The organism is Myxococcus faecalis (assembly GCF_050039385.1).
In the GTDB taxonomy this organism is placed as follows: domain Bacteria; phylum Myxococcota; class Myxococcia; order Myxococcales; family Myxococcaceae; genus Myxococcus; species Myxococcus fulvus.
In genome coordinates this window covers 8,702,474-8,723,756 of record NZ_CP144336.1, presented here as the reverse complement: position 1 = coordinate 8,723,756, position 21,283 = coordinate 8,702,474, and the positions used below count along the sequence as shown (strand labels likewise).

Below are 21,283 nucleotides of genomic sequence, written 5' to 3'. Positions count from 1 at the left end.
CACGCCCATCGTGGCTTCCCACACCCACGCCCCTGGAGCACTTCCACCCCATGTCCCCCACTCCGGGGGCAGAACGGGCGCGCGCCAACACCGCGCGGTGGGAATCCTTCCCACGCCCGCCATGACCTGGCGCCGCTCGTCCGGCCGGACTCCGTCCCTTCGAGCAGCCAACCACCCGTCATCGCAAGCTCCCACCCGTTCCCGTGTACCCTGGAGTGGTGGAGGACCCGAGGTCCCCACCCACGGGAATCGCCGGGCTATCACGTCATGGGGCCCTGGAGGGTCGCAATCTTCGGGGGCGCGGGGGCCGGGCCGTTTTGCGGATGGGGGAGGATGCCGGGAATGGTGCGAGCGAGGTAGAGTGCGGTGCCATGCTCCACCCTCCCGTGACTCGGCGTGCATGGCGCACCGCCCTCGTACTCGTCTCCAGTCTGGCCATCGCCTGTGGCGACGACCCGCCACCGCCCACGCCGGATCCGCCGCAGGTGGCCCTGACGGTTCCCCAGGGGAACGTCGCGGGCACCAGCCTCAAGCTCATCGCGACCATCGCCGGCTGCGAGAAGGTCAACACGCTCAACCTCTACGACCGGACCACCTTCCTCAAGGCGTTCCCCTCGGGCGGTGGCACCACCAACTTCGAGCTGCTGGCGTCGGACATCCCGTACGCCAACCCGCTGGTGGGGCTCGCCGCGAGCCTGTCGCTCACGGCCGAGGTGGTGTGCGACGACGGCCGCAAGAACACGTCCCTGCCCCAGCCGGCCACCTTCTTCCCGGTGTCCCGCGCCAATGACGACCCGCAGGGCCTGCAGGTCTACGCCATGCCGCTGGCCATCGACGGCTCGGGCTCCACGGCGACGTTCCTGAGCTGCGCCAAGACGACCACGGGCGGCATCGAGACCATGTACCGGCACAACGCCTCGGGTGGCGCCGCCGGGACGCTGCAGGCCCCGACGCTCTGCAACGCGTCCACCGTCATCACGCCTCGCAACGCGCAGAGCGGCAAGCGCTGGGTCTACACGCCCGGGTACGGCGCGTTCGCCATCGACCGCGACTTCAAGATGACGGCGCGCACACCGGTGGACCTGGAGGTCAACGACCTGGTCGTCTTCCCCAACGGCGACGCGTTGATCCGCTCCGTCCAGGGCCTCATCTACCGCATCACCCACGACACCCAGGACGGCCTGAAGATCGGCGTCACGCGCTGGGAGTACCAGCGGGAGATCTCCGTGGGAACCCCCGTCGGCCAGTTGTTGATCCGCGGGGATGGCCGCGTGCTCTTCGCCAGCCACATCGAGTACAGCGAGAACCGCGCGGACATCATCGTCGAGGAGTTGGACGGCGGCACGGACTCGGCGGGCGGGACGCTGCAGGCCACGCACATCATCCGGCAGCTCTTCACGTCGAACACCGCCACGCCGCGCCCGGTGGGGCAGTTCAGCAGCGACGGCAGCATCCTCTACCTGGGCTTCGCGCTGCCCGAGGACAAGTCGCAGGTCCTCGCCTGTGTCGCGAACCTGGAGGGCTGCGAGGGCAACGCGTCGAAGTGGGCCACGGGCGTGCTCACCGGAAAGGTGCAGCAGATTGCCACCTACGCCAACGGCAGCCGGGTGGCCGCGGCGACCACGCAGCGCGTGTGGCTGCTGGACTCGAACACCGGCACCATCCGCAACCGGGAGCTGCGCTCGGTGGACGCCAACGGCGCGCTCCACGTGAAGTACCTGCTGCCCGCGAACTCATTGACGAACTCGTCCTCGGACCTGTTCTTCCTGAACGCCCCCGCGGCCCAGGGCTCGACGGCCACGCTTCCCGTGGAGCTGGTGGGTGTGGACCAGACGCTGGGGAGCTCGGCCGAGGGCCGCGAGCTCTTCCGCTACCAGGTCTCCGTGTCCATGGGCGCGGCCTTCGACGACAGCGGCCGGCTCTGGATGCGCACCAACCAGAAGCTGCTCGAGCTGCAGACGTCGTCGCAGTACCGCAGCGCCCGGCCGTAGCCGAAGGCCACCGGGAAGGGCGAGCCCTCCGCCGCCCTTCCCTCCGTGCCGCGTCAGGGCCGCTCGGCGACGAGCAGCGCCTCCACGTTGCCCGCCGGCCCTGGCACCGGCGAATCCATGACGCCGCGCACGGTCAGCCCCTGCTCGCGCACGAAGGCCGTCACGGTGTCGATGGCGTCCTGCCGCGCGGCGGCGTCCCGCACCACGCCTCCCTTGCCGACGCGGTCCGGGCCCACCTCGAACTGGGGCTTCACCAGCGCGGCCAGGACACCGCCCGGCTCCAGGAAGGGCAGCACCGAGGGAAGCACCTGGGTGAGCGAGATGAAGCTCACGTCGATGACGACGACGCCGACCTTCTCCGGCAGGTCCTCCTCCGTCAGGTAGCGCGCGTTGACGCGCTCACGGGAGCGCACGCGCGGGTCCTTGCGGAGCTTCTCGTGGAGCTGGCCATAGCCCACGTCGATGGCGTGCACCCGCACCGCGCCATGCTGGAGCAGGCAGTCGGTGAAGCCGCCCGTGCTCGCGCCGATGTCCGCGCCCACCTTGCCTCGGACATCCAGGCCGAAGTGGTCGATGGCGCCCTTGAGCTTGAGCCCACCGCGCGAGACGTACGGGAGCACCTCACCCTTGAGGCGCAGCTCCGCCTCCACGGGGATGAGGGAGCCGGGCTTGTCCACGCGCTGGTCATCCACGACGACCTGGCCCGCGAGGATGAGCGCCTGGGCCTTGGTGCGCGACTCCGCCAGCCCCCGCTCCACCACCAGCACGTCCACCCGCTCCTTGCGAGGCTTCATCGTCATGTGCCCTCCAGGAGCGCCCGGCCCGCGCGTCGCAAGCCCTCCGCGTCCAGCCCCAGCTCCGCGCGCTGCACCCGCGCATCGCCATGGGGGACGAATACGTCCGGCATGCCCACGAGCCGCACGCGCTGGGACACGCCCTTCTCGGCGAGCAGCTCCAACACCGCGCTCCCCAGCCCTCCGCGCACCGTGCCCTCCTCCGCCACCACCAGCGGCCCCTGACGCGCGGCCACCAGGAGCGCGCCCTCGTCCAGCGGCGACAGCTCCCGCGCGTCGAGCACGTTCCATCGCGGCTCGTGTCGCGCCGCCTCGAGCGCGGAGAGCGCCAACGGCCCGAACGTCACCAGCGTCAGCTCCGGCTGCTTCGCGCGCACGAGCCACCGGGCGCCCTGGACCGGCGCCTCGCCCACGTGCACCTCGGCAGGCAGCGCTGGCAGCGTGCCGCGAGGGAAGCGGAGCACGGAGGGCAGCGGCGAGGCGAGCGCGGTCTGCAGCATGGGCGCGAAGTCCTCGCCCACCACGGGGGACCACAGCCGGAGCCCGGGCAGCGGGCGCAGCGAGGACACGTCGTACGTGCCCTGGTGCGTGGCCCCATCCGCGCCGACGAGCCCCGCGCGGTCCACCGCGAAGACGACGGGCAGGCCCGGAAGACACACGTCGTGGATGATCTGGTCGTACGCGCGCTGGAGGAACGTGGAGTAGATGCAGCACACGGGGCGAGCCCCCGCGGCGGCGAGCCCCGCGCAGAACGTCACCGCGTGCTGCTCGGCGATGCCCACGTCGTGCACGCGGTCCGGGAAGCGGGCCTTGAGCGCATTGAGCGCCGAGCCCTCCAGCATCGCGGGCGTCACCGCGACGACGCGGGAGTCACGCGCCATCGCGTCCTCCAGCGCCGAGGCCAAGGCCTCGCTGTACGTGCGATGCCCTCCGCGCGAGCGCACCAGCTTGCCGTCGCGCCACTCGTAGGGCCCCATCGCGTGCCCACGCGTCTGGGCATCCGCCTCGGCCGGAGGGAACCCCTTCCCCTTGAGCGTCAGCGCGTGCACCACCACGGGGCGCATGGACGCGCGCGCCTCGCGCAGCGCGTGTGTCAGCGCGCCCAGATCGTGCCCATCCACGGGGCCCAGGTACGTGAAGCCCAGTCCCTGGAAGAAGTCCCGCGCGCCGCGCGTGCGCAGGAGCGAGGGAATGGCGCCCACGTTCGCGCTGATGGACATCTGGTTGTCGTTGAGCACCACCACGAGCGGCAGATGGCTGCCTCCCGCGTTGTTGAGCCCCTCGAACGTCAAGCCGCCGGTGAGCCCGCCATCCCCGAGCACCGCCACCACATGGCCCCGGTGCCCCAGCATCCTCCGCCCCTCGAGCACCCCCAGCGCCGCCGACACCGCGGTGCAGGAGTGTCCCGCGAGCAGCGCGTCATGCGGGCTCTCGCGCGGGTCCAGGAAGGGCGCCACGCCGCCAGCCTGCCGCAGCGTGTGCATCTGCTCCCGGCGCCCGGTGAGCAGCTTGTGCGCGTAAGTCTGGTGCCCCACGTCGAAGAGAATCGCGTCCGTGGGCGAGTGGAAGACCCGGTGCAGCGCGACGATGAGCTCCACCGCGCCCAGCGAGGCGCCCAGGTGGCCACCCACGCGGCCGCAGATGGAGATGATCTCCTCCCGGAGCTCCGTGCACAACTGGGGCAGCTCCGCTTCGGGAAGCGCCCGCAGGTCCGTCGGCGAGGCGATGCGGCTCAGGACCTCCGCCGTCAAAGCTTCCGCTCCACCACGTACCGCGCGAGCGCCGCCAGGGGCCCGTCCTCACCCTCGAGCGGCCGCACCGCCTCCACCGCCAGCCGCACCTGCTCGTCGGCCAGACGGCGCGACTCCTCCAGGCCCACCACGGCCGGGAAGGTGAAGCGTCCCGCGTCGGCGTCCGCGCCCACGGGCTTGCCCAGCTGCTCCCGCGTCGACGTCACGTCCAGCACGTCGTCGGCGATCTGGAACGCCAGACCCACCGCGTCGCCGTACATCTGCGCGCGCACGAGCGCCTCCGCATCGCCTCCCCCCGCGAGCACGCCCATGCGGCACGCCGCGCGAATGAGCGCTCCCGTCTTGAGCCGGTGCATGCGCACCAGGTAGTCCAGGTTCGCGGGTCGGTCCTCGGCGGTGTCCAGCACCTGGCCGCCCACCATGCCCGCGGCGCCCGACGCCACCGCCAGCTCGCGGCACAGCGCGCCCCGCACGGGCTCCGGCCCGTCGGCGAGCAGTCCGAAGGCATCCGTCAGCAGGCTGTCGCCCGCGAGGATGGCCATCGCCTCACCGTAGACCTTGTGGTTCGTCGGCCGGCCGCGACGGAAGTCGTCGTCGTCCATGGCCGGCAGGTCGTCATGCACCAGCGAGTACGTGTGCACGAACTCCAGCGAGCACGCCGCGTCCGCCGCCAGCGCCGACACGAGCGAGGCTTGCGCCACGGTGTCCGCGAAGGTGAGGCAGAGCACGGGCCGCAGCCGCTTGCCGCCCGCGAGCAGCGAGTAGCGCATGGACTCCACCAACCGGGGAGGAGCCCCCGAGGAGGCGAGCCGGTCCGCGCGCTCGAGCAACAGCGACTCCACCCGCGCCTGCTGGGTCCGCAGGAAGGCATCCAGGTCGAACTGAGCCATGAATCGGTACTCCTCTGCTGGATGAGCGCTAGGGCGCGGCCGGGGTCACCAGCTCACGGATGCGTCGGACGAGCTTGTCCGTATCCAGCGGCTTGACGAAATAGTCCGCGGCGCCGACCTCGCGACCGCGCTTCTTGTCCTCCGAGTCCCCACGCCCGCTGATGAATATGATGGGGATGTCCCGGAAGTGCTCGTTCTTCTTCACCGCCTTGCACAGCTCGAAGCCGTCGATCCAGGACATGTTCACGTCCAGGAGGATGGCCTGCGGCCGGTGCAACTGCAGCGACGCGATGAGCCGCAGCCCGTTGGCCGCCAGCGTCACCTCGAAGCCCTCGTCCTCCAGGGCCGCCGCGAGCAGCTCCCGCGTGTCGCGGTCATCGTCGACAATGGTGATCTTCGGCTTCGACATGCCCGAGCGCGCGTCCCGCACGACCTAGAACGGAACGTCATCCTCGGGTGGAGGTCGCGGTGCGGGCGCCCGGGGGGCCGCCGCCTGCGCCGGAGGTCGGGCCGCCACCGACAGCGGAGCCACCACGTCGTTGCCATCCTCGTCCTGGAGGAGCTGCTCGATTCGCTGCTCCGCCTCGGTGAGCAGCTTCTCACCCCGACGTACCAGCCGGATGCCCTCCTCGAACGCCTTGAGCGAATCCTCCAGCGACAGGTTGCCGCTCTCCAGCCGGCCCACCGTCTCCTCGAGACGGCTCACGACGTCCCCGTACTGACCGGGAACCTCGGCCTCACCTGCCTTGTCCGCCTTGGACGCCTTGTCCGCCTTCGCCACAGCCTTCCACCTCCCCGTTCGGGGCGCGGGACTCTAGAGGGTGGCCCGTTAGCAGTCCACCGGCCCTTTTACCGATGTCACAGTGGCTTCGACTTCTTCACACCCGCCGAGTGTCCTCGCGCCATTCGCCGCGAGCTTGATGCCCAGCTTCTCCCCCACCTCGACATCCGCGACGGAGCGCACCACGCCCCCGTCGCGCTGACGGAACACCACCGAATAGCCGCGTGACATCACCTTCAACGGGCTCATCGCGTCCAGTCGTCCCTCCAGACGCTGGAACCGCCGCTGCGCGTCCGCCAGCGTCCCCTGCTGCAGCGCTCGCAGCCGTGCCTGGTGCGCGGCCAGACGGGCGCGCTCCTTCGCCACGAGCGCCACCGGCGAGGCCCGCTCCAGCCCCAGCCGCGCCGCGGACAGCGAGGCCTGCCGCGTCGCCACGCCCGCGCGCGCCGCCTCCGCCAGCCGCATGGCCAGCTTCAACAGGTGCGCGCGCTGCTCGCCCAGCCGCGCCTGCGGGCGCGCGCGCTGCAGCCGCTCCGTCAGCGCGCGCAGCGAGTCCCGCCGCTCGCGCACCGCGGGCCGCAGCACCCGCATCATCGCCTCCACCTGCTCGGACAGGTGCAGCCGCTGGTGGTTGAGGGCCCGCCGCGGGTCCTCCAGGCGCGAGGCGAGCTGTCCCTGACGCTCGCGCAGCTCCAGCACCCGGCGCTCCATGGCCCGCCGCAGCCGCCCGGCCTGCGTCGCGAGCGACAGCTCCAGGTCCGCCAGCACCGGCGCCAGCCGCTCCGCCGCCGCGCTGGGCGTGGCCGCGCGCCAGTCCGCCACGAAGTCGGCGATGGTGAAGTCGATTTCGTGACCGATGGCGGACACCACCGGCACGGGCGAGGCGAAGATGGCGCGCGCCACCTCCTCCTCGTTGAACGTCCAGAGGTCCTCCACCGAACCTCCGCCGCGCGTCACCACGATGACGTCCACGTCGGAGCGGGAGAGCCGCGCGATGGCCCGCGCCACCTCGGCCGCGGAGCCCTCCCCCTGCACGCGCGCGTCCGCGAGCAGCACGCTCAACCGCGGGTTGCGCGAGTGGAGCACGCGCAGGAAGTCCTGGAGCGCGGCGCCCGTGCGGCTCGTCACCACGCCGATGCGCCGGGGAAGGAAGGGCAACGGCCGGGGCGCCCGCACGCGGCGGTCGCCGATGAGGCCCTCCGCCGCGAGCCGCGCCTTGAGCTGCTCGAAGGCCAGCGCCAGCGCGCCCTCGCCCACCGGCTCCAGCCGCGTGACGATGAGGCTGTAGCGGCCCTGCGGCTCGTACAGGTCGACGCTGCCCTCGGCCAGCACCTCCATGCCGTCGCGCAGCGCGAAGCGCATCCGCCCCGCCATCGACGCCCAGACCTTCGCGTCGATGGAGGCGACGGTGTCCTTCAGCGAGAAGTACCAGTGGCCCCGCGCGTTCGCCCCGCGAAAGCCCGTCACCTCACCGCGCACGATGACGCGCGCGAAGCGGGACTCAATCGTCTGCTTGAGCTGCCGCGTGAGCTCTCCCACGGAGAGCACCGAGCGCTCGGGCTTCGGAGGCGCCGAGGGAGCGCCCTCCAACGGACCCAACAGCCCGGTGCCGTCCGCGTCCACAGGAGGAGGCGCCTTGCGCGGCAGCGCCACCACCTTGGGCACGGCGGCCACGGCGGGCTCCACCGGCGCGAGCGTCCCGAACAAGTCCCCCTGGAATCCCGACGCGGCGGACGGCGGAACCTCGCCGCCCGCGCCCTTGCGCTTCTTCATCGCGAGAGCTTCTCGACCCAGGTCTTCGCCTTGTCGTGGTACTCGTCGTCCGGGGGCGTCATCGCCACCACGTCCTTGAACTTCGGCAGCGCGTCCTCGGGGTTGCCGTCCTTCATCGCGTAGGCCAGGAAGTACAGCTCCTTCGCCTTCGCCTTCAGCTCGCTGATGATGTTGGACGCGCCCGCGTGGCCCGGGTCCGCCTGCAGCGCGCGGCGGGCGTACTCCATGGCGCGCGCCCACTGGCCAGCGGCCTTCGCGCCCGTGGCGCTCTTGTAAAAGATGGTCGCCGCGCGGGTACCCGCGTTGCGCGCCATCTTGCTCGTGCGCCCGTCGGTGATGTCCTTGTCCAGCGCCATCAGCTTCGTCAGGCCCTTGGCGTCCAGGTCCTCCAGCCGCTTGTACAGGTTGCTGAACTCCGACATCTGTCCGAGCAGCTTCTTGCACTGCGGCGCCTTCGACATGCAGGCGTTGAGGATGGCCACCGCGCCGGACATGTCGCCGTCGACGAAGCGCTGCACCGCGGGCTCCCACGGCTTGGGCGCGGGTCCGACGATGACGGGCCTGGGCGCGTCACGCACGGCGATGGCCTGCACCGCCTGCTCGTTGATGAGCTTGGCGTCGCGGTGGTCCGGGTACGCCTTGAGCACGTCGTCGGTGATGAACTTGGCCTGGTCCAGCTGGTTGGTGTCCAGCGCCTTGCGCGCCTCCACGGAGCGCTTGTCGGCCAGGTCCTTCAGCTCGCGCTTGGCGGCGTTCACCTGCTCGTAGAGGAACTGGCTCTCGCCGGCCTTCGCGAGCGCGGCGGCGGCGTTGCCCAGCTCGTTCTTGATGATGGCGGCGCGCGCCTCCGTCAGCCGCTCCTGGATGGGAATCTCGCGCTGGGCGTGGTCGAGGTAGTCCTTCACGCCGGGGTAGTCGGGCGCCGCGGCGGCCAGCTCCTCGAGCTTGGCCTTGGCCTCCACCCACTTGCCCTCGCGCACCAGGTTCTTCGCGTCCTGGAAGACGGTGCTCAGCTCCTTGCGGACGGCCTCCTGCTGGCCCTTCTGCAGGAGCAGCTGCTCGTTCTGCTTCGCCACCTGCACGCGCGCGACCACGAGGCCACCGAGCAGCAGCACCACCACGCCGCCGCCGATGAGCATCATCTTCTTCTTCTTCGCCAGGACCTCCGGGTCAGGAGGCGCCATGGCCGACGAGCGCGCGCTGCGCACACGTCCACCCTCCACGCGCGGAGGCGGACGCGCGGGGACTCCGCCTCGGCCCGCGGCGCTCGAGGGACGGCTGCGCGACGGCGGCGCGGCCACCATCATGGTGGAGTTGGCCACGTCCTCGAAGCGCAGCTCCGTGTCGCCCAGGGTGATGATGTCCCCGGTGGCCAGGGGCGTCTCGTCGCCAATGGCCTCGCCGTTGACGAGCGTGCCGTTTCCGGACCCCAGATCACTCACCGTCCAGCCACCGCCCGACTTGCGCACCATGACGTGCTTGCGCGACACGGAGGTGTCCGGGATGCAGATGGGGTTGTCCGTGGCGCGGCCGATGACGTACTCGCCGTCCTCCAGGGAGAACTCCTCACCCGCCTTGGGTCCCGCGATACAGACGAGCCGGGGCGACGCCGCCACGGGCGCGGGCCGAGCAGCGGCCGGAGACGACCTGCGGGTGGCGGGGCGAGCTCCGGTCCCGCCCGAGGGCGTCCCGGAAGGAGGCCTGCGACGAGCAGGAGGGGAACCGTTCGACATGACCAATCACCGACTTCCTGAAAAGAGCACGAGAGCTACAGCTCGTGCTCGAACGCCTTTTCCTTGGCCAGATTGTGGCAGCGATGCTCTGTCGTAGGGAAGCGCCTGCTGACTTCCTGCAAAGCCGCCCGGGCCTTCTTCGCGCTGCGGAACTGCACACTGCGTTGGAATTCGAGCATGAGCTGGGCACATTGGTGGTCCAGCTCGGAGGAGACCTGGGAAAGCTGATACCGGACGTCCTCGTACAGCTCCGGCCGCGTGTCCAGGGCCTCCAGGGTAATCCAGGCGAAGCGGAACTGCTGCCAGGCCCGGAACAGGTTCTCCGCCCCCACCCCCTTCGAGTCGAAGAAACGCCGGCCCGTGGAGGCATATTCGCGCGCCTGCTCCAAAAGCTGCTCGGGCGGCAATTCCGGCACGGGGATGATTTCCAACCGCAGGTTCCACACCCGCCACGTCTCGTTGCCCGGGGGGTTGCGGACGTTGTCGAAGGCGAAGGTGTTGACGACGCCGCGCTTGAGGGCGCTGGCGGGGAGGATGTGCTCCAGCTCCCGCTCGGCGGTGGTGGTGGTATCCGGTGGCACCCAGCCCAGGTTCACCCCGTTGAGCACCAGGGCGACCTCCTCCTTGGACACGCCGCTGGCCTGGTAGTGCAGCAGGGCCACCGCGCGGGTGGGCGCGACGAACTGGAACTCGAAGGACTTCTGGTCCGGGTGCTCCCAGCGCACCCCCTCCCCCAGCCCGAACGAGTCCGTCACGGCCTCCAGGCCCAGGCTCGAGGGCTCCGCGCGAGCGCCGCCCAGGCCCACCCCTCCGGGCAGGAACACGGCGGCGAGCCCCACCGACACGCCCCCCAGCACCAGGAGCAGCACCGCGCCCGTCAGCAGCTTGCGGGGCAGGGACAGCCCGCGCCACCCGAGCACCAACTGCCCTCCCCGGCTCCGCGACAGCGCCCGTCGCTCGCGCGCACGGTCCGCGGCGGTGGCCCCGGGAGCGGACGCGCTCTTGGCGACGACGGGAGGGGGCGCGAGCGTCGGCGCGTCCTCCACGCCAGGGGCGAGCGCGGCGACGGGCTTCGCGAGCCGGACGATGGGCCGGGTGGAGTCCTCGTCCGCGGGACTCTCCAGCAGCCCCACCGCCGCGAGCGTGGGCAGCGCCAGCTCCGTGCGCTCCTCCGGGATGGACTCCTCCAGCAACCCCGGAGGCATGGCGGTGGCGATGGGCGGCGACACCGCGGCCAGGAGCACGTCGGTGCGCTCCTCCACCGGCGGCGCCAGGGGCACGCCCAGCAGGGCGGGTGAGAGGGTCAGCTGCACCTCGGTGCGCTCCTCGACGGGGAGCACCGGGGGCATGGCGGCGCGGGCGGGAGGGAGGACCTCGGTGTGCTCCTCGCGTGGGAGCACGGGGGGCGGCAGGGGCCGCGAGGTGAGGACCGGCACCATCACCACCGGCGCCAGGTTCAGCTCGGTGCGGTCCTCCTGCGGCGGCGCTGGAGGGGGCACCAACACCGGGGGCACCGGCGGCACGGAGGGGCGCTTCGAGGCGGTCGGCGCCGGCTCGGACAGGGACGCGAGCGACGGCAGGATGGGGAGCGGCGCCGCGGGGGCCACGAGCGGACGCTTGCCGCTGGGCGGGTTCGACGAGGACGGCGCCACGGGAGCGACGGCGGGGAGCTCTCCGGTGGGCAGGTACTCCTGGTCCGGCTGCTCCAGCACCACCGAGGGCTGCGGGGGCGCGCGGCGGATGGGCCGCGTGGCGTCCACGTCCCCATCCGGCGGCACCCACAGGAACGTGAACTCCACCGGCCCCACGCCGATGCGGTCCCCGTCGCGCAGCAGCTGCTCGCCCTTCAGCAGGTTGCCGTTGAGCACCGTGCCGTTGGAGCTGCCGTTGTCCTCGGCGTAGTACTGCCCGGCACGCAGGACGATGCGAGCGTGCTGCCGGGAGACGCCGTGGTCATGCAACACCACGTCGTTCTCCGAGGTGCGGCCGATCTTGACCTCGGCCTGCTCGAAGACGAGCTCGCGTCCTTCCTGGAGCCCCTTCGTGATGGAGAGGAGAATCGGCAGAGGACTTCCCCCTACGCGAGCTCACCGAAGAAGAACTGGAACACGATGGGTCCGAAGAGGACCATGAACACGGTCGGGAAGATGCAGGCGATGAGCGGGAAGAGCATCTTCACCGGCGCCTCGCCGGCCAGCTTCTCCGCGCGCTGCGTGCGGTCGATGCGCATCTGCGTGGACTGGATGCGCAGCACCTTGCCCAGGCTCGTACCCATCTTGTCCGCCTGGATGAGCGCCGTGACGAACGTCGTCAGCGACGGCAGGTCCACGCGCACAATCATGCTCTTGAGGGCCTCTTCACGCGTCTTGCCCATCTTCAGCTGCTTGAGCACCAGCTGCAGCTCCTCGCGCAGCGGGCCCGCCTTGCCCTTCTCCACCACCTTCGCCAGCGCCGCGGTGAAGTCCAGACCGGCCTCCACGGACAGCGTCAGGAGGTCCAGGTTGTAGGGCAGCGCGCGGCTGATGAGCAGGTGGCGCTTCTTCACCTGGTCGTTCAGCCACAGGAGCGGGTAGTACATGCCGAACAGCAGGAACAGCAGCGACCAGACCAGGTTCTGGCCCAGGCCGTTGAGCATGAACAGGCCCATCAGCAGGCCGACGACGGCGCTGACTTCCTGCAGCGCCATCATGTCCTCGGGCTTGTAGCCCTGGGGCTCACCGGCCTTGATGAGGTTGCGGCGCGACTTCGCCTCGTAGCTGGGCCAGATGAACCGGCGGTTCATGGCACCCAGCCGGCGGATGGCCACCGAGCCGAAGCCCTTCATGCCGCCCTGGGACTCGTCGCGCACCTCCGACAGGAAGCGCTCCAGGAGCACCTGGTACAGACCGATTCCGAGGAAGCCCACCGCGCCTGCGAAGAGCAGCGCCGAGCTTCCGACCAACACTTGCGTCAGGATATCCACCGGGCACCCCTCAAATGTCGATGTTGACGATGCGCCGGATGATGAGGATGCCCATCACTTCCATGATGGCGATCAGCACCACGAGGATCCACCCGAAGTAGTGGTTCATCATGGGCTCCATCAGGTCCGGCCGCATGTAGTTGAGCACCATGCCGAGCACGCCCGGCATGGCGGCGACGATCCACCCCTGCAGCTTGCCCTGCGAGGTGAGCGCGTCGATCTTGCCTTCCAGGCGGAAGCGCTCGCGAATCACCGTGGAGATGGTCTCGAACATCTCCGCCATGTTGCCGCCCAGCTGGCGCGCGATGTTGGTGGACACCACCACCAGCTCCAGGTCGTCGCTGCCCACCCGGCGGCCCATGTTGATGAGCGCCTCTTCCAGCGGCACGCCCAGCTTCACTTCCTTCACGAACAGGCCGAACTCCTGCGACAGCGGAGGCATCGCCTCGCGCGCCACGTGCTCGATGGCCTGCGGGAAGGTGAGGCCGGCCTTGAACGCGTTCGCCATCGCCTGCAGCGCGTCCACCAGCTGGACGTTGAACTTCTTGATGCGCCGCTTGCGGTAGTGCTTGACCATGATCATCGGCAGGAAGAAGCCGAAGACCGTGGCGATGACCGCCAGGATGGGGTTGAAGATGATGTAGGTGAGGATGCCCAGCAAGCACATGCTGGCGATGTTGAGGACCAACATCTGCCGCGCGTCGATGAACAGGAACATGTCGCTCAAGTCGTTCATCGACTTGGCGACGTAGCGCTCCTGGTACTGCTCGTACGCCTTCGAGAGGACGCTGAAGATCACCAGGCTGAAGAAGAAGACCGAGCCGGTGACGAGGAGGAGGACGATTCCTGCGAGCATGGGCGTGCTTCCCTGAGGACGAGGGCGCCGTGGCGCCGACTACTGGGCGCCCGCGGCCGCGGCCTTGTCGCCACTGCCCTTGATGATCTGGATGATCTCCCGGCGCTTGGCCTCCAGCACGCGGGTGCGCTCACCCGACAGGAGCGTGCTGATGGTCGCGCGGCCGCGCTCCTCGATGAGGTCCACGTCGTCCTCGTTGCGCAAGGACAGCGTCAGCGCGCCGAGCTCCGCCGCGAGCACGAGGATCTCCGCCTCTTCCGGCAGCACCATCAGCGACACGTTGTTGTAGTCGCGCTGGCCTTCCGGGATGAGGTTCACGTTGGTGGTGCCGGTGATCTTGCCGGTGGCCACCACGATGATGTTCTGCAGCAGCGTCACGCCGACGTTCTCGTCCGTCTGCGGGTCGCGGAACGTGCCGATGATGTCCACGTGGTCGTTCGGGCGGATCCAGCCACCAACGGAGGTGGTGTTCTTCGCCTCGATGGTCATCGCGCGCATCTTCTTCTGGACCTTCGAGGACAGGCGCTCGGCGGCCTTGGTCGTCTCGAACTGGCTCCACAGCAGCGGGTCACCCGCCTGCAGGGCCACCAGCACCTTCTGGTTCACCACGTACGACGCCGAGTCCGGACGGACCACCGACGAGGTGACGAACTGCTCGGGGACCGAGCGCTGGGAGATCATCTCGAAGGTGATGACCGTACCCTCGGGGACATCCTGAGCCGCCACGACGACGGGCACCAGGTTCCAACCGCGGCGGACATCCGCCTCCTTCTTCTTGATGGCGGAGTACGCGATGACGCCGGCCAGAAGGCCGAGCACGAGCGCGACGACGAGCGGAGTCTTGCCCTTCAGCATGGTTCAGGAACCTCCAAAACGGGGGGGCGCCGTTCGGCGGCGAAGTCGAGGGGTGTTGAATTCCAAAAAGGCGCACATCGGCGCCGACGGCGCGGGATGTTAGCCGTGCGATACAGCAGGTGTCAAAACCACCTCCCGCGACAGCACAGAATCCCGCGCCAACCCTGTCGAATCGCTGGGTTGCGTCAACGGTTCCTGAGGCCGTTGATGGCGGCGAGGTCCTCGGCGGTCAACCCGTTGTATTCGGTGATGCTGTAGATCGCATCCTGGACCACGTCGGCGTCATCCTCGTTGGCGATGACCTTGTTCTCCAGGAGCTGCAGCAGCCTCACGATGTCGGGGTCCGTGGACACGGGGCCCAGCTCGAAGGTGCCCCCCTCCTCGGAGGGGCCACGCGCCTCGTTGAGGCAGTACATGTGGAGCGGGACCAGGAAGACCTCTTCCTCGCTGCCGCCATCCGTGCCCGCGTCGACGCCGCCGGGGCCCGTGCCCGTGGGGGGAACCGTGATGGGCTCACGGCCGATGAGCATGCCGTTCTGGATGCGGCTGGGCGCCGTGTTGAGCACCACCAGTCCCGGCTCGAACGTCACCTCGACGGGGCTACCCGTGGTGTTGCGCAGCGGCACGCAGACCAGCACCGCGGGCCCCGTTCCAATGGGCGCCACGCCGTTGCCACAGTCCTTCGTGGCGTCGCTGGCGCCGTACGGCACCCCGGCGAGCTCCACGCCCGGAGGGAAGACGAACGTCTTGCCCACCGGCCGGCCCGGGTCCTCGCCGAAGCCGGGCCGCACCAGGTTCACGCCCGCGTCGAAGGTGAAGCCGCCATCCCCGCCGCCGCCACCGCCCCCGTCGTCGTCATCACTGCACGCCAGCACCCCTGCCCCGACACCCACCGCGACGACCATCCACTTCCAGGCCGCATGCGCCATGTCGCGCTCCTTGTCCTCGTCGTTGTGCGCAGGCGACTCCTCCGGCCACGAGCCACTGCGTCATGAGGTATCCCGAGACTCGCCGAGTCCCGGGTCCTCGGCAACACCGACGCGCAAGGAACGCGTCAGTGTCCAGCAGTGTGCGAAGGATGCGGCGATTCGAGGGGCGACGCCGAGGGCTGCTGCATGGGCGGAAGGTCCGGATTGTAGAGGCCGCGCAGAATCAATTCCCGCCCCCGCTCATCCAGCAGCATCGCGGGCTCGCCCTCCCGCAGGCCGACCATGCGCACGCTGAAGCCCACTCCGTCCGGCGTGACGTGGACCCACAGCGCTCCAGGCACCAGCGTGGCGGGACGGTCGTCATCCGACTCCAGCCACTCCAGCCGCATGGGCACGGCGCTCAACGCGCGCGTGCGCACGCGGTCGTTCACGGGCCCCGCCACCTCGAGGGCCGTGCTCCAGTCCCCACGCTCCGTGGGGACCTCTCCGTGCGCCTGGAGCTCCTGCACCATCGTCAGATGGACCCGGCGCCCCACGCGGAGGATGGACAGGTTGGCGGTCTCCTCGGCGCGAGCCTCGCGCAGGGGCCGCCCGTCGCCCGCCGCCACCGCGCCCACCACGGCCACCAGCACCGCGCCCGACGCCCAGAGCGGCGCGGAGTGCCCGCGCACCAGCGCCCAGACCAGACGCAGCACCGCGAGCACCGCCACCACGGAGCCCCCGAGCAGCGTCCAGCGCGGCAGGGGGCCGACATGGAACGCGTGTCCGAGGACTCCGACGACGTGCCGCCATTCGGGGACGGAGACGTACAGCACGCCCCCCGCCATCGCGAGGAAGGCGGCCGCGTGCACCAGCCTCAGTCCCAAGGGGGACGGCGCCCCCACCGTGCTCCGGTCCGTCACGGGAACGGCAGGTTCAGCACGAAGTAAAACGAGTCGTAGTAGATCTGGTACGAGCGCATGAACAGGTCGATGACGTTCGACTGCACGTCATCCGTCCACCGGACCTTGACCGACCCGCCGATGATGAGCGCGACGACGAGGACCCAGTTGAGGATGGAGTATTCGACCATGGCCTGGCCGCGCTGGGAGGCGCGCCGGCGCTGCGTCTTGGGGATGCTCATGGGGAGGCTTCCTCCGGGGCCGCGTCCTGCGGCGCGTCCATGTCGGGCAGGTTGGGGAACACACGGTCCGCGTACTCCAGGCGGACCTTGGGGGCGGACGGAGGCGGCAGCACCATTCGCGGCTTGGCGTCGATACCGTACTCCGCCACCTCCATCGAATGGGCGATGCCTGGAATCTCCATCTTCGCCAGTTGCATCAACGGAATCTCGCGGGAAATCCACATCCGCTTGACGACGGTCTTCTTCACGACCAGTTCGATCTGCACGGCCGACACCGTCCCCGCCAGCGTCATCACCCGCATCTCCTTGCTGGAGCGTAGCACGGGCTTGAGCCCCGCGGGCAGCGGCTCCTTGTCCTCGTCCGGGTGCGGCAGCTTGTCGTCCTTGGCCTCCTGCCCCATCTTCTTCATGACGTGGTCCAGGGCCTCCTGCGAGTACTCCTGCGGGCGGTCCGTGGGGCCGCCCACATAGAGCCGGGAGATGGCGTCGTACTGGATCTGCTCGCCCTCGCGCGCCACCAGCATGCGCATCTGCATCAGGGGCGACTTCATGGCCGGGTGCGTGCCCGCCTCCATCTCCACCCACACCGCGTCCCGGCCCTGCTTGTCCTTCTCCTCCCCCACCACCGCCATGCGCCAGTAGTAGATGCGCTGGCCACCCGCGCCGCCGTCGAAGCGGTACGTCACCCAATCCCCCACGCGCGTGTTGCGCGCGCCGCGCGTCAGGTGGTTCATCACCTCGCGCGCCGCGGGGCTCTCCTCCGCGCGCGCCGACGCCGCCATCAACACCACCGCCAGGACGGCCCACGTCGCCCTCATTTGCCCGTCCCCTTCGTCTTGGCCTTCTGCTCCTGCTCGTAGGCCTCGCGGCTCTTGCGGACCGCGTCGTCGTTGGGCACCGCGTCCGGACGGTCCGAGCCCACCCAGGTCTGGAGGACGGTCGACATGCCCTCGTCCACCTCGGAGATGGTCGTCATCACCTGCTCGCCCTTGCGCGCGTGCTCCATCGTCACCTGCGTGCCACCGCCCAGCTTCGTCACCGTGCTGCGCACCGGCGAGAACCCCTGGCGCTCCAGCTCCGCGTCCACGCGGCGCTGCACGTCGTTGAGGTCCCCCGTCACCAGGGACGTGCGGTTCTGCGAGCCGCCCGGGTCGTCGCGCGTCGCCAGGTCCTGGCTGTAGAGCGTGCCCTCCAGCTTGACCAGGCCCTGCGGCGGCGTCTTCGGCGGACGCGACCACAAATCGCGCAGCGCCGTGAAGCCCACCGTCTTGCCCGCGTGCATGCGCAGCACCACCCCGCGCTGCAGGCCCTCGCGCGTGAAGAGCGCGGAGACGACGGCCTCCTCCTCCATGTCGCCCTCCACCACGGTGGGGTAGCCCTCGTCGCGCCACTTCTGCGCGAAGTAGGCCACCACCTTCTTCATGGGGTCGGTCGTGGTGAAGTAGGCTAGGCGGTAGTACTCCCCGCCGATGACCAGGTCGTTGCCGATGCGGGTGTGGACGGTGCCCGGATACACGGGCACCTGCTGCTCGGCCGCGCGCGCCGGCCCGAAGGCCCCCAGCGCACAGCCGAGCACCAGCCCGAGGGCCGCGGCCCTACTCGCAGCGAATCTTGTTGTCCTGCTCATCCTTCTTCGTCGCCTCTTGGTTGGCGTCCGGGTCCGACGGGTCGTCGGCCATGGCCTTCTTGCAGCCCATGAAGTGCGGACCGCGGGCCATGAACAGCTTGATGTAGTTGCTGTCCCCGTACGTCATCTCATCGCGGAACGGCGCCGTGTCGAAGCAGTCCGGCCGGTCGTTGTCCAGCAGGTCGCGCATCGCGTGCAGACCGCTGCTCGCCGAGCTGTCGTACCCCGTCAGGCCGTTGCAGTTCCCCTTCTGCTGGGGATCGATACCGTAGTTGCGGGCGACGACATAGGTGCCGAAGAAGTTCGGCAGGAAGCTCCCCAGGAAGCTGAGCACGCTGCCGACGCTGCCATCCAGCGCCTGCGTCAGGCCCAGGAACTTCATCCGCCCCACCTGCACGTGCATGCCGTGCGGGTCGCTGCCCGAGCGGTGGTTGCCCGCTCGCCTGTCTCGCACCACCGCGTCGCCGCCGTCCGGCATGTTCCAGCCGTTGGCGTACATCGAGTAGCGCGAGCGCATGGGGATGCTCGCCAGGTCCTGCCCGCCGAAGGTGTCCGACTTGAAGAAGCCGCCCTGCCCCGACTCGTCCAGGTAGCTGCGCGGGATGATGACGTTGTCGAAGTTCATCGTGACTTCGGACTCGACCCATCCCTTGTTGTTGAAGCCCCACATGTTGAGCACCGAGCCGGCGCCCGAGTTGAGCATGCCAATCACCCCGGCGCCCAGCCCGCCACCCTCTCCCGTGCTGCCGGGACCGCCCAGCATCCCGGACTCGAGGAAGGGAATCTCCTTGTTGGTGATGGTGCCCTGCACGTTGCCGTAGCGGGCGATGAACGTGCCCACCGTGCCGTTGGGCTCCACCGAGTCCATGTCCTTGTAGCGCTCGACCAGTTCGGTGTGCGCCTCCTGACGTGCGTCCTCGAAGGCGTTGTCGTGGTTGCCCTTGGCGAAGTCAGACAGGGAGTAGCTGGTCATCTCCCAGACGGCGTAGCGCGCCATCTCCTGGAGCTTCAGCTTCGCCCGGACCAACTCCGTCAGGTACATGCTGAACATCAGAATCATGACGAGGAGCGGCACGGAGAGCGCGAACTCGACCGTGGCGGCACCGCGCCGGAAACTCTTGCGGGACATGGGGGCTCTCATCGCGGTCCTCAGTGCGTCATGACCTTCGGGGCGAAGCCCTGGAGCGCGCCGGGCAGCGCGTCCAGCATGCTGCCGACGACCGGGAGCTGGTTGCGCCCCTGGTACACGGACGCCAGGCGAGGACGCCAGTATGGGTTGAAGAAGTTGGGCTGCTCGGTCCAGTTGCCCGGGCGGTGGTAGTAGCTCTGACCGCGCGAGATGACGTTGAGGCCCTCGGTGAGGCTGAGGAACTTCTTGCGGTTGTTGAGCATCTCCAGCCCCTCCGAGTCCGCGGTGAAGGAGAACTTCACCTTGCCGTCGTCGTTGAGGAGCGCGGGCGCGTTGGAGCCCGTGCCGTCCGCGTTCTCCTTGTTCACCACGTCCTCGGGAGACTTGTTCAGCGCCACCCAGGCCGACGGCTGGTTGAAGTCGAACTTGCGCTCGGCGATGGCGTTGTTCGCCGCGTTCGCCATCGGGTTGCAGGTGCTTCCCGAGTACTGACCGGGCTCGAAGTGCATGAACGGCGTCACGCCACCCCAGGGGTGGTTGCCGTCCTGGGCCGGACGCACGTTGGCCGTGTACACGTCCACCTTGAACCAGCAGACGACGAGCTGGAGGACGCAGACCTTCTCGCGGTGGATGCCCACCTCGCGCTCGGCGCCGCTGGGCGCGCGGTGGTTGCGCCACCCCTCGCTGTTCTGGGGGTAGTGGATGCGCCAGTGGACGCCGCCCTTGACGCTGCCGGTGTCCTTGTCGTTGAGCGCCCACACGCTGGGCTTCATGGTGTGACGGTACGGCAGCTTGATGCCGCCCTTGTCGTTGAGGCCCTTGCGGTTGTCACCGAAGCAGCGCGTGTACGGGTCCTTGTTGTTGCAGGACAGCGGGTTGTCCGCCTTGCCCACGCCCACGTCGACCTCGGCGGGGCCCAGCTTGAGCCAGTACAGGTCGTCCGCGCCCATGTTGTCACCCTGCGCCGTCATGCCCCACGGGCTCAGGTTGTCGTTCCAGTCGCGGATGTAGTTGCGCGAATCCATGATGCTCTTCGCGGTGGGGAACGTCGCGGACAGCATGCGCGTCTGCCCCATCTTCTTGAACTCCATCAGGCCCGGAGCGTTCACGCCGTTGTTGAGCATGTCGCGCAGGAAGCCGAGCGCGTCCGGCAGCGGGAGGATGTCACCCAGCTCGCGCGAGGTGGTGAAGCGCTCGGGGCAGATGCCACCCTCGTGGTCACACGCGTAGCGCGTGGCGTTGGTGATGCCGCCCATGGAGCGCTTGGCGCGGGCGATGTCGTCGTTGGCCTTGTACTTCGTCACGTCCAGCGCGCCGAACGGGTTCTTCCACGTGCCCGGGTTCAGGGGCTTGCCGCCCGCGTGCGAGTTGTGCGCCTGGCTGAAGAGACACTGGCTGTAGATGCCCGTCGCCAGCTGGCTGGCCAGCGAGTTGAGCTTGGTGTCGTTCGCATCCAGCACGCCCTGCGTCGTCTGCGTCACGTGTGTCGACGCGGACATCATCACCGCCTGGGACATGAAGTACATGGCGCCGTTGAGCACCCGATGCGCTGGAATCAGGAACTTGCCCAACCACTTGTCGGGATTGGCGGCCTTGAGGATGCGCTGGAACGGCTGCAGGAAGACCGTCTTGTACAAGGTCATGATCTTGTTCACGGCCTTGATGACCTGTCCCACGTACGGAATCACTTCGATGATGGGACACAAGACGATCCACAGCTTCTTGCGTTTGCCGGCGCACGGGTTGAGCGTCTTCATGAACCCGAACAGGTCCGTGAAGAACGCCTCGGCCGAGTAGATGACCGAGATGAGCGAGTGCCACATCATGGCCGACACGTAGTGCGACACCTGCGTGCGGTTGGCGTACGCGTAGAAGTTGAACGCGCGCGCCTCCATGGCGGCCATCGAGTAGGCGGCGGCGTCCGCGGTGTTCTGCAGGCGCACGCGCTCATGCACGGTGTGGCCGATGTTCACCGTGGTCAGCACGGCGATGGACATCACCAGCACCATCAAGGCGGCCAGGATGAGGGCCTGGCCCTCCTGGCGCTGGAAGCTCTGTCGGAGGATTCGAGTGAACATGGTGCGTGCGT

At 69.3% G+C, this 21,283-nt stretch carries 19 protein-coding genes; 1 reads left to right on the top strand and 18 read right to left on the bottom strand.

Annotated features, from left to right (window positions below):
- Positions 1 to 371: 371 nt before the first annotated feature.
- A complete protein-coding gene (locus tag VZQ01_RS35315) occupies positions 372 to 1,991 on the top strand; it encodes a hypothetical protein (RefSeq protein WP_426745839.1) in 1,620 nt (539 codons plus the stop codon).
- Positions 1,992 to 2,044: 53 nt separating this feature from the next.
- Here VZQ01_RS35315 and VZQ01_RS35310 read toward each other — a convergent pair whose 3' ends face one another.
- From VZQ01_RS35310 to VZQ01_RS35225, 18 genes are all read right to left on the bottom strand, one after another.
- Positions 2,045 to 2,785, bottom strand: a complete 741-nt coding sequence (locus tag VZQ01_RS35310; protein WP_141324772.1) for a TlyA family RNA methyltransferase — start codon at positions 2,783 to 2,785, stop codon at positions 2,045 to 2,047.
- A gap of 2 nt (positions 2,786 to 2,787) precedes the next feature.
- Positions 2,788 to 4,536, bottom strand: coding sequence for a 1-deoxy-D-xylulose-5-phosphate synthase (locus VZQ01_RS35305; protein ID WP_426745837.1), 1,749 nt, complete (start codon positions 4,534 to 4,536; stop codon positions 2,788 to 2,790).
- The gene (locus VZQ01_RS35300; protein WP_223751670.1) at positions 4,533 to 5,426 is read right to left on the bottom strand and encodes a polyprenyl synthetase family protein; all 894 of its coding nucleotides are present in this window, start codon (positions 5,424 to 5,426) and stop codon (positions 4,533 to 4,535) included. The genes VZQ01_RS35305 and VZQ01_RS35300 overlap by 4 nt, the downstream gene beginning before the upstream one ends.
- Positions 5,427 to 5,454: 28 nt before the next feature.
- Positions 5,455 to 5,835 carry a response regulator gene (locus VZQ01_RS35295; protein WP_141324765.1) on the bottom strand — a complete coding sequence of 127 codons (381 nt, stop codon included), beginning with the start codon at positions 5,833 to 5,835 and terminating at the stop codon, positions 5,455 to 5,457.
- Positions 5,836 to 5,859: 24 nt separating this feature from the next.
- Positions 5,860 to 6,207, bottom strand: coding sequence for an exodeoxyribonuclease VII small subunit (gene xseB, locus VZQ01_RS35290; RefSeq protein ID WP_046714739.1), 348 nt, complete (start codon positions 6,205 to 6,207; stop codon positions 5,860 to 5,862).
- A 48-nt stretch (positions 6,208 to 6,255) separates the two neighbouring features.
- Entirely contained in the window at positions 6,256 to 7,980 is a 1,725-nt protein-coding gene (gene xseA / locus VZQ01_RS35285) for an exodeoxyribonuclease VII large subunit (protein WP_426745835.1), read from the bottom strand.
- Positions 7,977 to 9,713 (bottom strand): FHA domain-containing protein, encoded by a 1,737-nt coding sequence (locus VZQ01_RS35280; protein ID WP_223751673.1) that lies wholly within the window; start codon positions 9,711 to 9,713, stop codon positions 7,977 to 7,979. The genes xseA and VZQ01_RS35280 overlap by 4 nt, the downstream gene beginning before the upstream one ends.
- A gap of 35 nt (positions 9,714 to 9,748) precedes the next feature.
- On the bottom strand, positions 9,749 to 11,704 hold the full coding sequence (locus VZQ01_RS35275; RefSeq protein ID WP_408891706.1) for an FHA domain-containing protein: 1,956 nt from the start codon (positions 11,702 to 11,704) through the stop codon (positions 9,749 to 9,751).
- Positions 11,705 to 11,790: 86 nt separating this feature from the next.
- On the bottom strand, positions 11,791 to 12,657 hold the full coding sequence (locus tag VZQ01_RS35270; protein WP_223751674.1) for a type II secretion system F family protein: 867 nt from the start codon (positions 12,655 to 12,657) through the stop codon (positions 11,791 to 11,793).
- A gap of 28 nt (positions 12,658 to 12,685) precedes the next feature.
- Positions 12,686 to 13,531, bottom strand: a complete 846-nt coding sequence (locus tag VZQ01_RS35265) for a type II secretion system F family protein (protein ID WP_141324761.1) — start codon at positions 13,529 to 13,531, stop codon at positions 12,686 to 12,688.
- A gap of 39 nt (positions 13,532 to 13,570) precedes the next feature.
- Positions 13,571 to 14,386, bottom strand: a complete 816-nt coding sequence (gene cpaB / locus VZQ01_RS35260) for a Flp pilus assembly protein CpaB (RefSeq protein WP_046714742.1) — start codon at positions 14,384 to 14,386, stop codon at positions 13,571 to 13,573.
- 185 nt (positions 14,387 to 14,571) lie between these two features.
- Entirely contained in the window at positions 14,572 to 15,315 is a 744-nt protein-coding gene (locus VZQ01_RS35255) for a hypothetical protein (RefSeq protein ID WP_267700366.1), read from the bottom strand.
- Between the two features lie 125 nt (positions 15,316 to 15,440).
- A complete protein-coding gene (locus tag VZQ01_RS35250) occupies positions 15,441 to 16,217 on the bottom strand; it encodes a hypothetical protein (protein ID WP_223785398.1) in 777 nt (258 codons plus the stop codon).
- The gene (locus VZQ01_RS35245; RefSeq protein WP_046714745.1) at positions 16,214 to 16,438 is read right to left on the bottom strand and encodes a hypothetical protein; all 225 of its coding nucleotides are present in this window, start codon (positions 16,436 to 16,438) and stop codon (positions 16,214 to 16,216) included. Before VZQ01_RS35245 ends, VZQ01_RS35250 begins: the two co-directional genes overlap by 4 nt.
- Positions 16,435 to 17,256: a hypothetical protein gene (locus VZQ01_RS35240; RefSeq protein WP_141324758.1), complete on the bottom strand. Its 822-nt coding sequence runs from the start codon at positions 17,254 to 17,256 to the stop codon at positions 16,435 to 16,437. Before VZQ01_RS35240 ends, VZQ01_RS35245 begins: the two co-directional genes overlap by 4 nt.
- Positions 17,253 to 18,014 carry a hypothetical protein gene (locus VZQ01_RS35235; RefSeq protein ID WP_248546473.1) on the bottom strand — a complete coding sequence of 254 codons (762 nt, stop codon included), beginning with the start codon at positions 18,012 to 18,014 and terminating at the stop codon, positions 17,253 to 17,255. The genes VZQ01_RS35240 and VZQ01_RS35235 overlap by 4 nt, the downstream gene beginning before the upstream one ends.
- Before the next feature lie 19 nt (positions 18,015 to 18,033).
- The gene (locus VZQ01_RS35230) at positions 18,034 to 19,194 is read right to left on the bottom strand and encodes a TadE/TadG family type IV pilus assembly protein (RefSeq protein WP_223751678.1); all 1,161 of its coding nucleotides are present in this window, start codon (positions 19,192 to 19,194) and stop codon (positions 18,034 to 18,036) included.
- 20 nt (positions 19,195 to 19,214) lie between these two features.
- A complete protein-coding gene (locus tag VZQ01_RS35225) occupies positions 19,215 to 21,272 on the bottom strand; it encodes a TadE/TadG family type IV pilus assembly protein (RefSeq protein ID WP_223751679.1) in 2,058 nt (685 codons plus the stop codon).
- Positions 21,273 to 21,283: the final 11 nt, after the last annotated feature.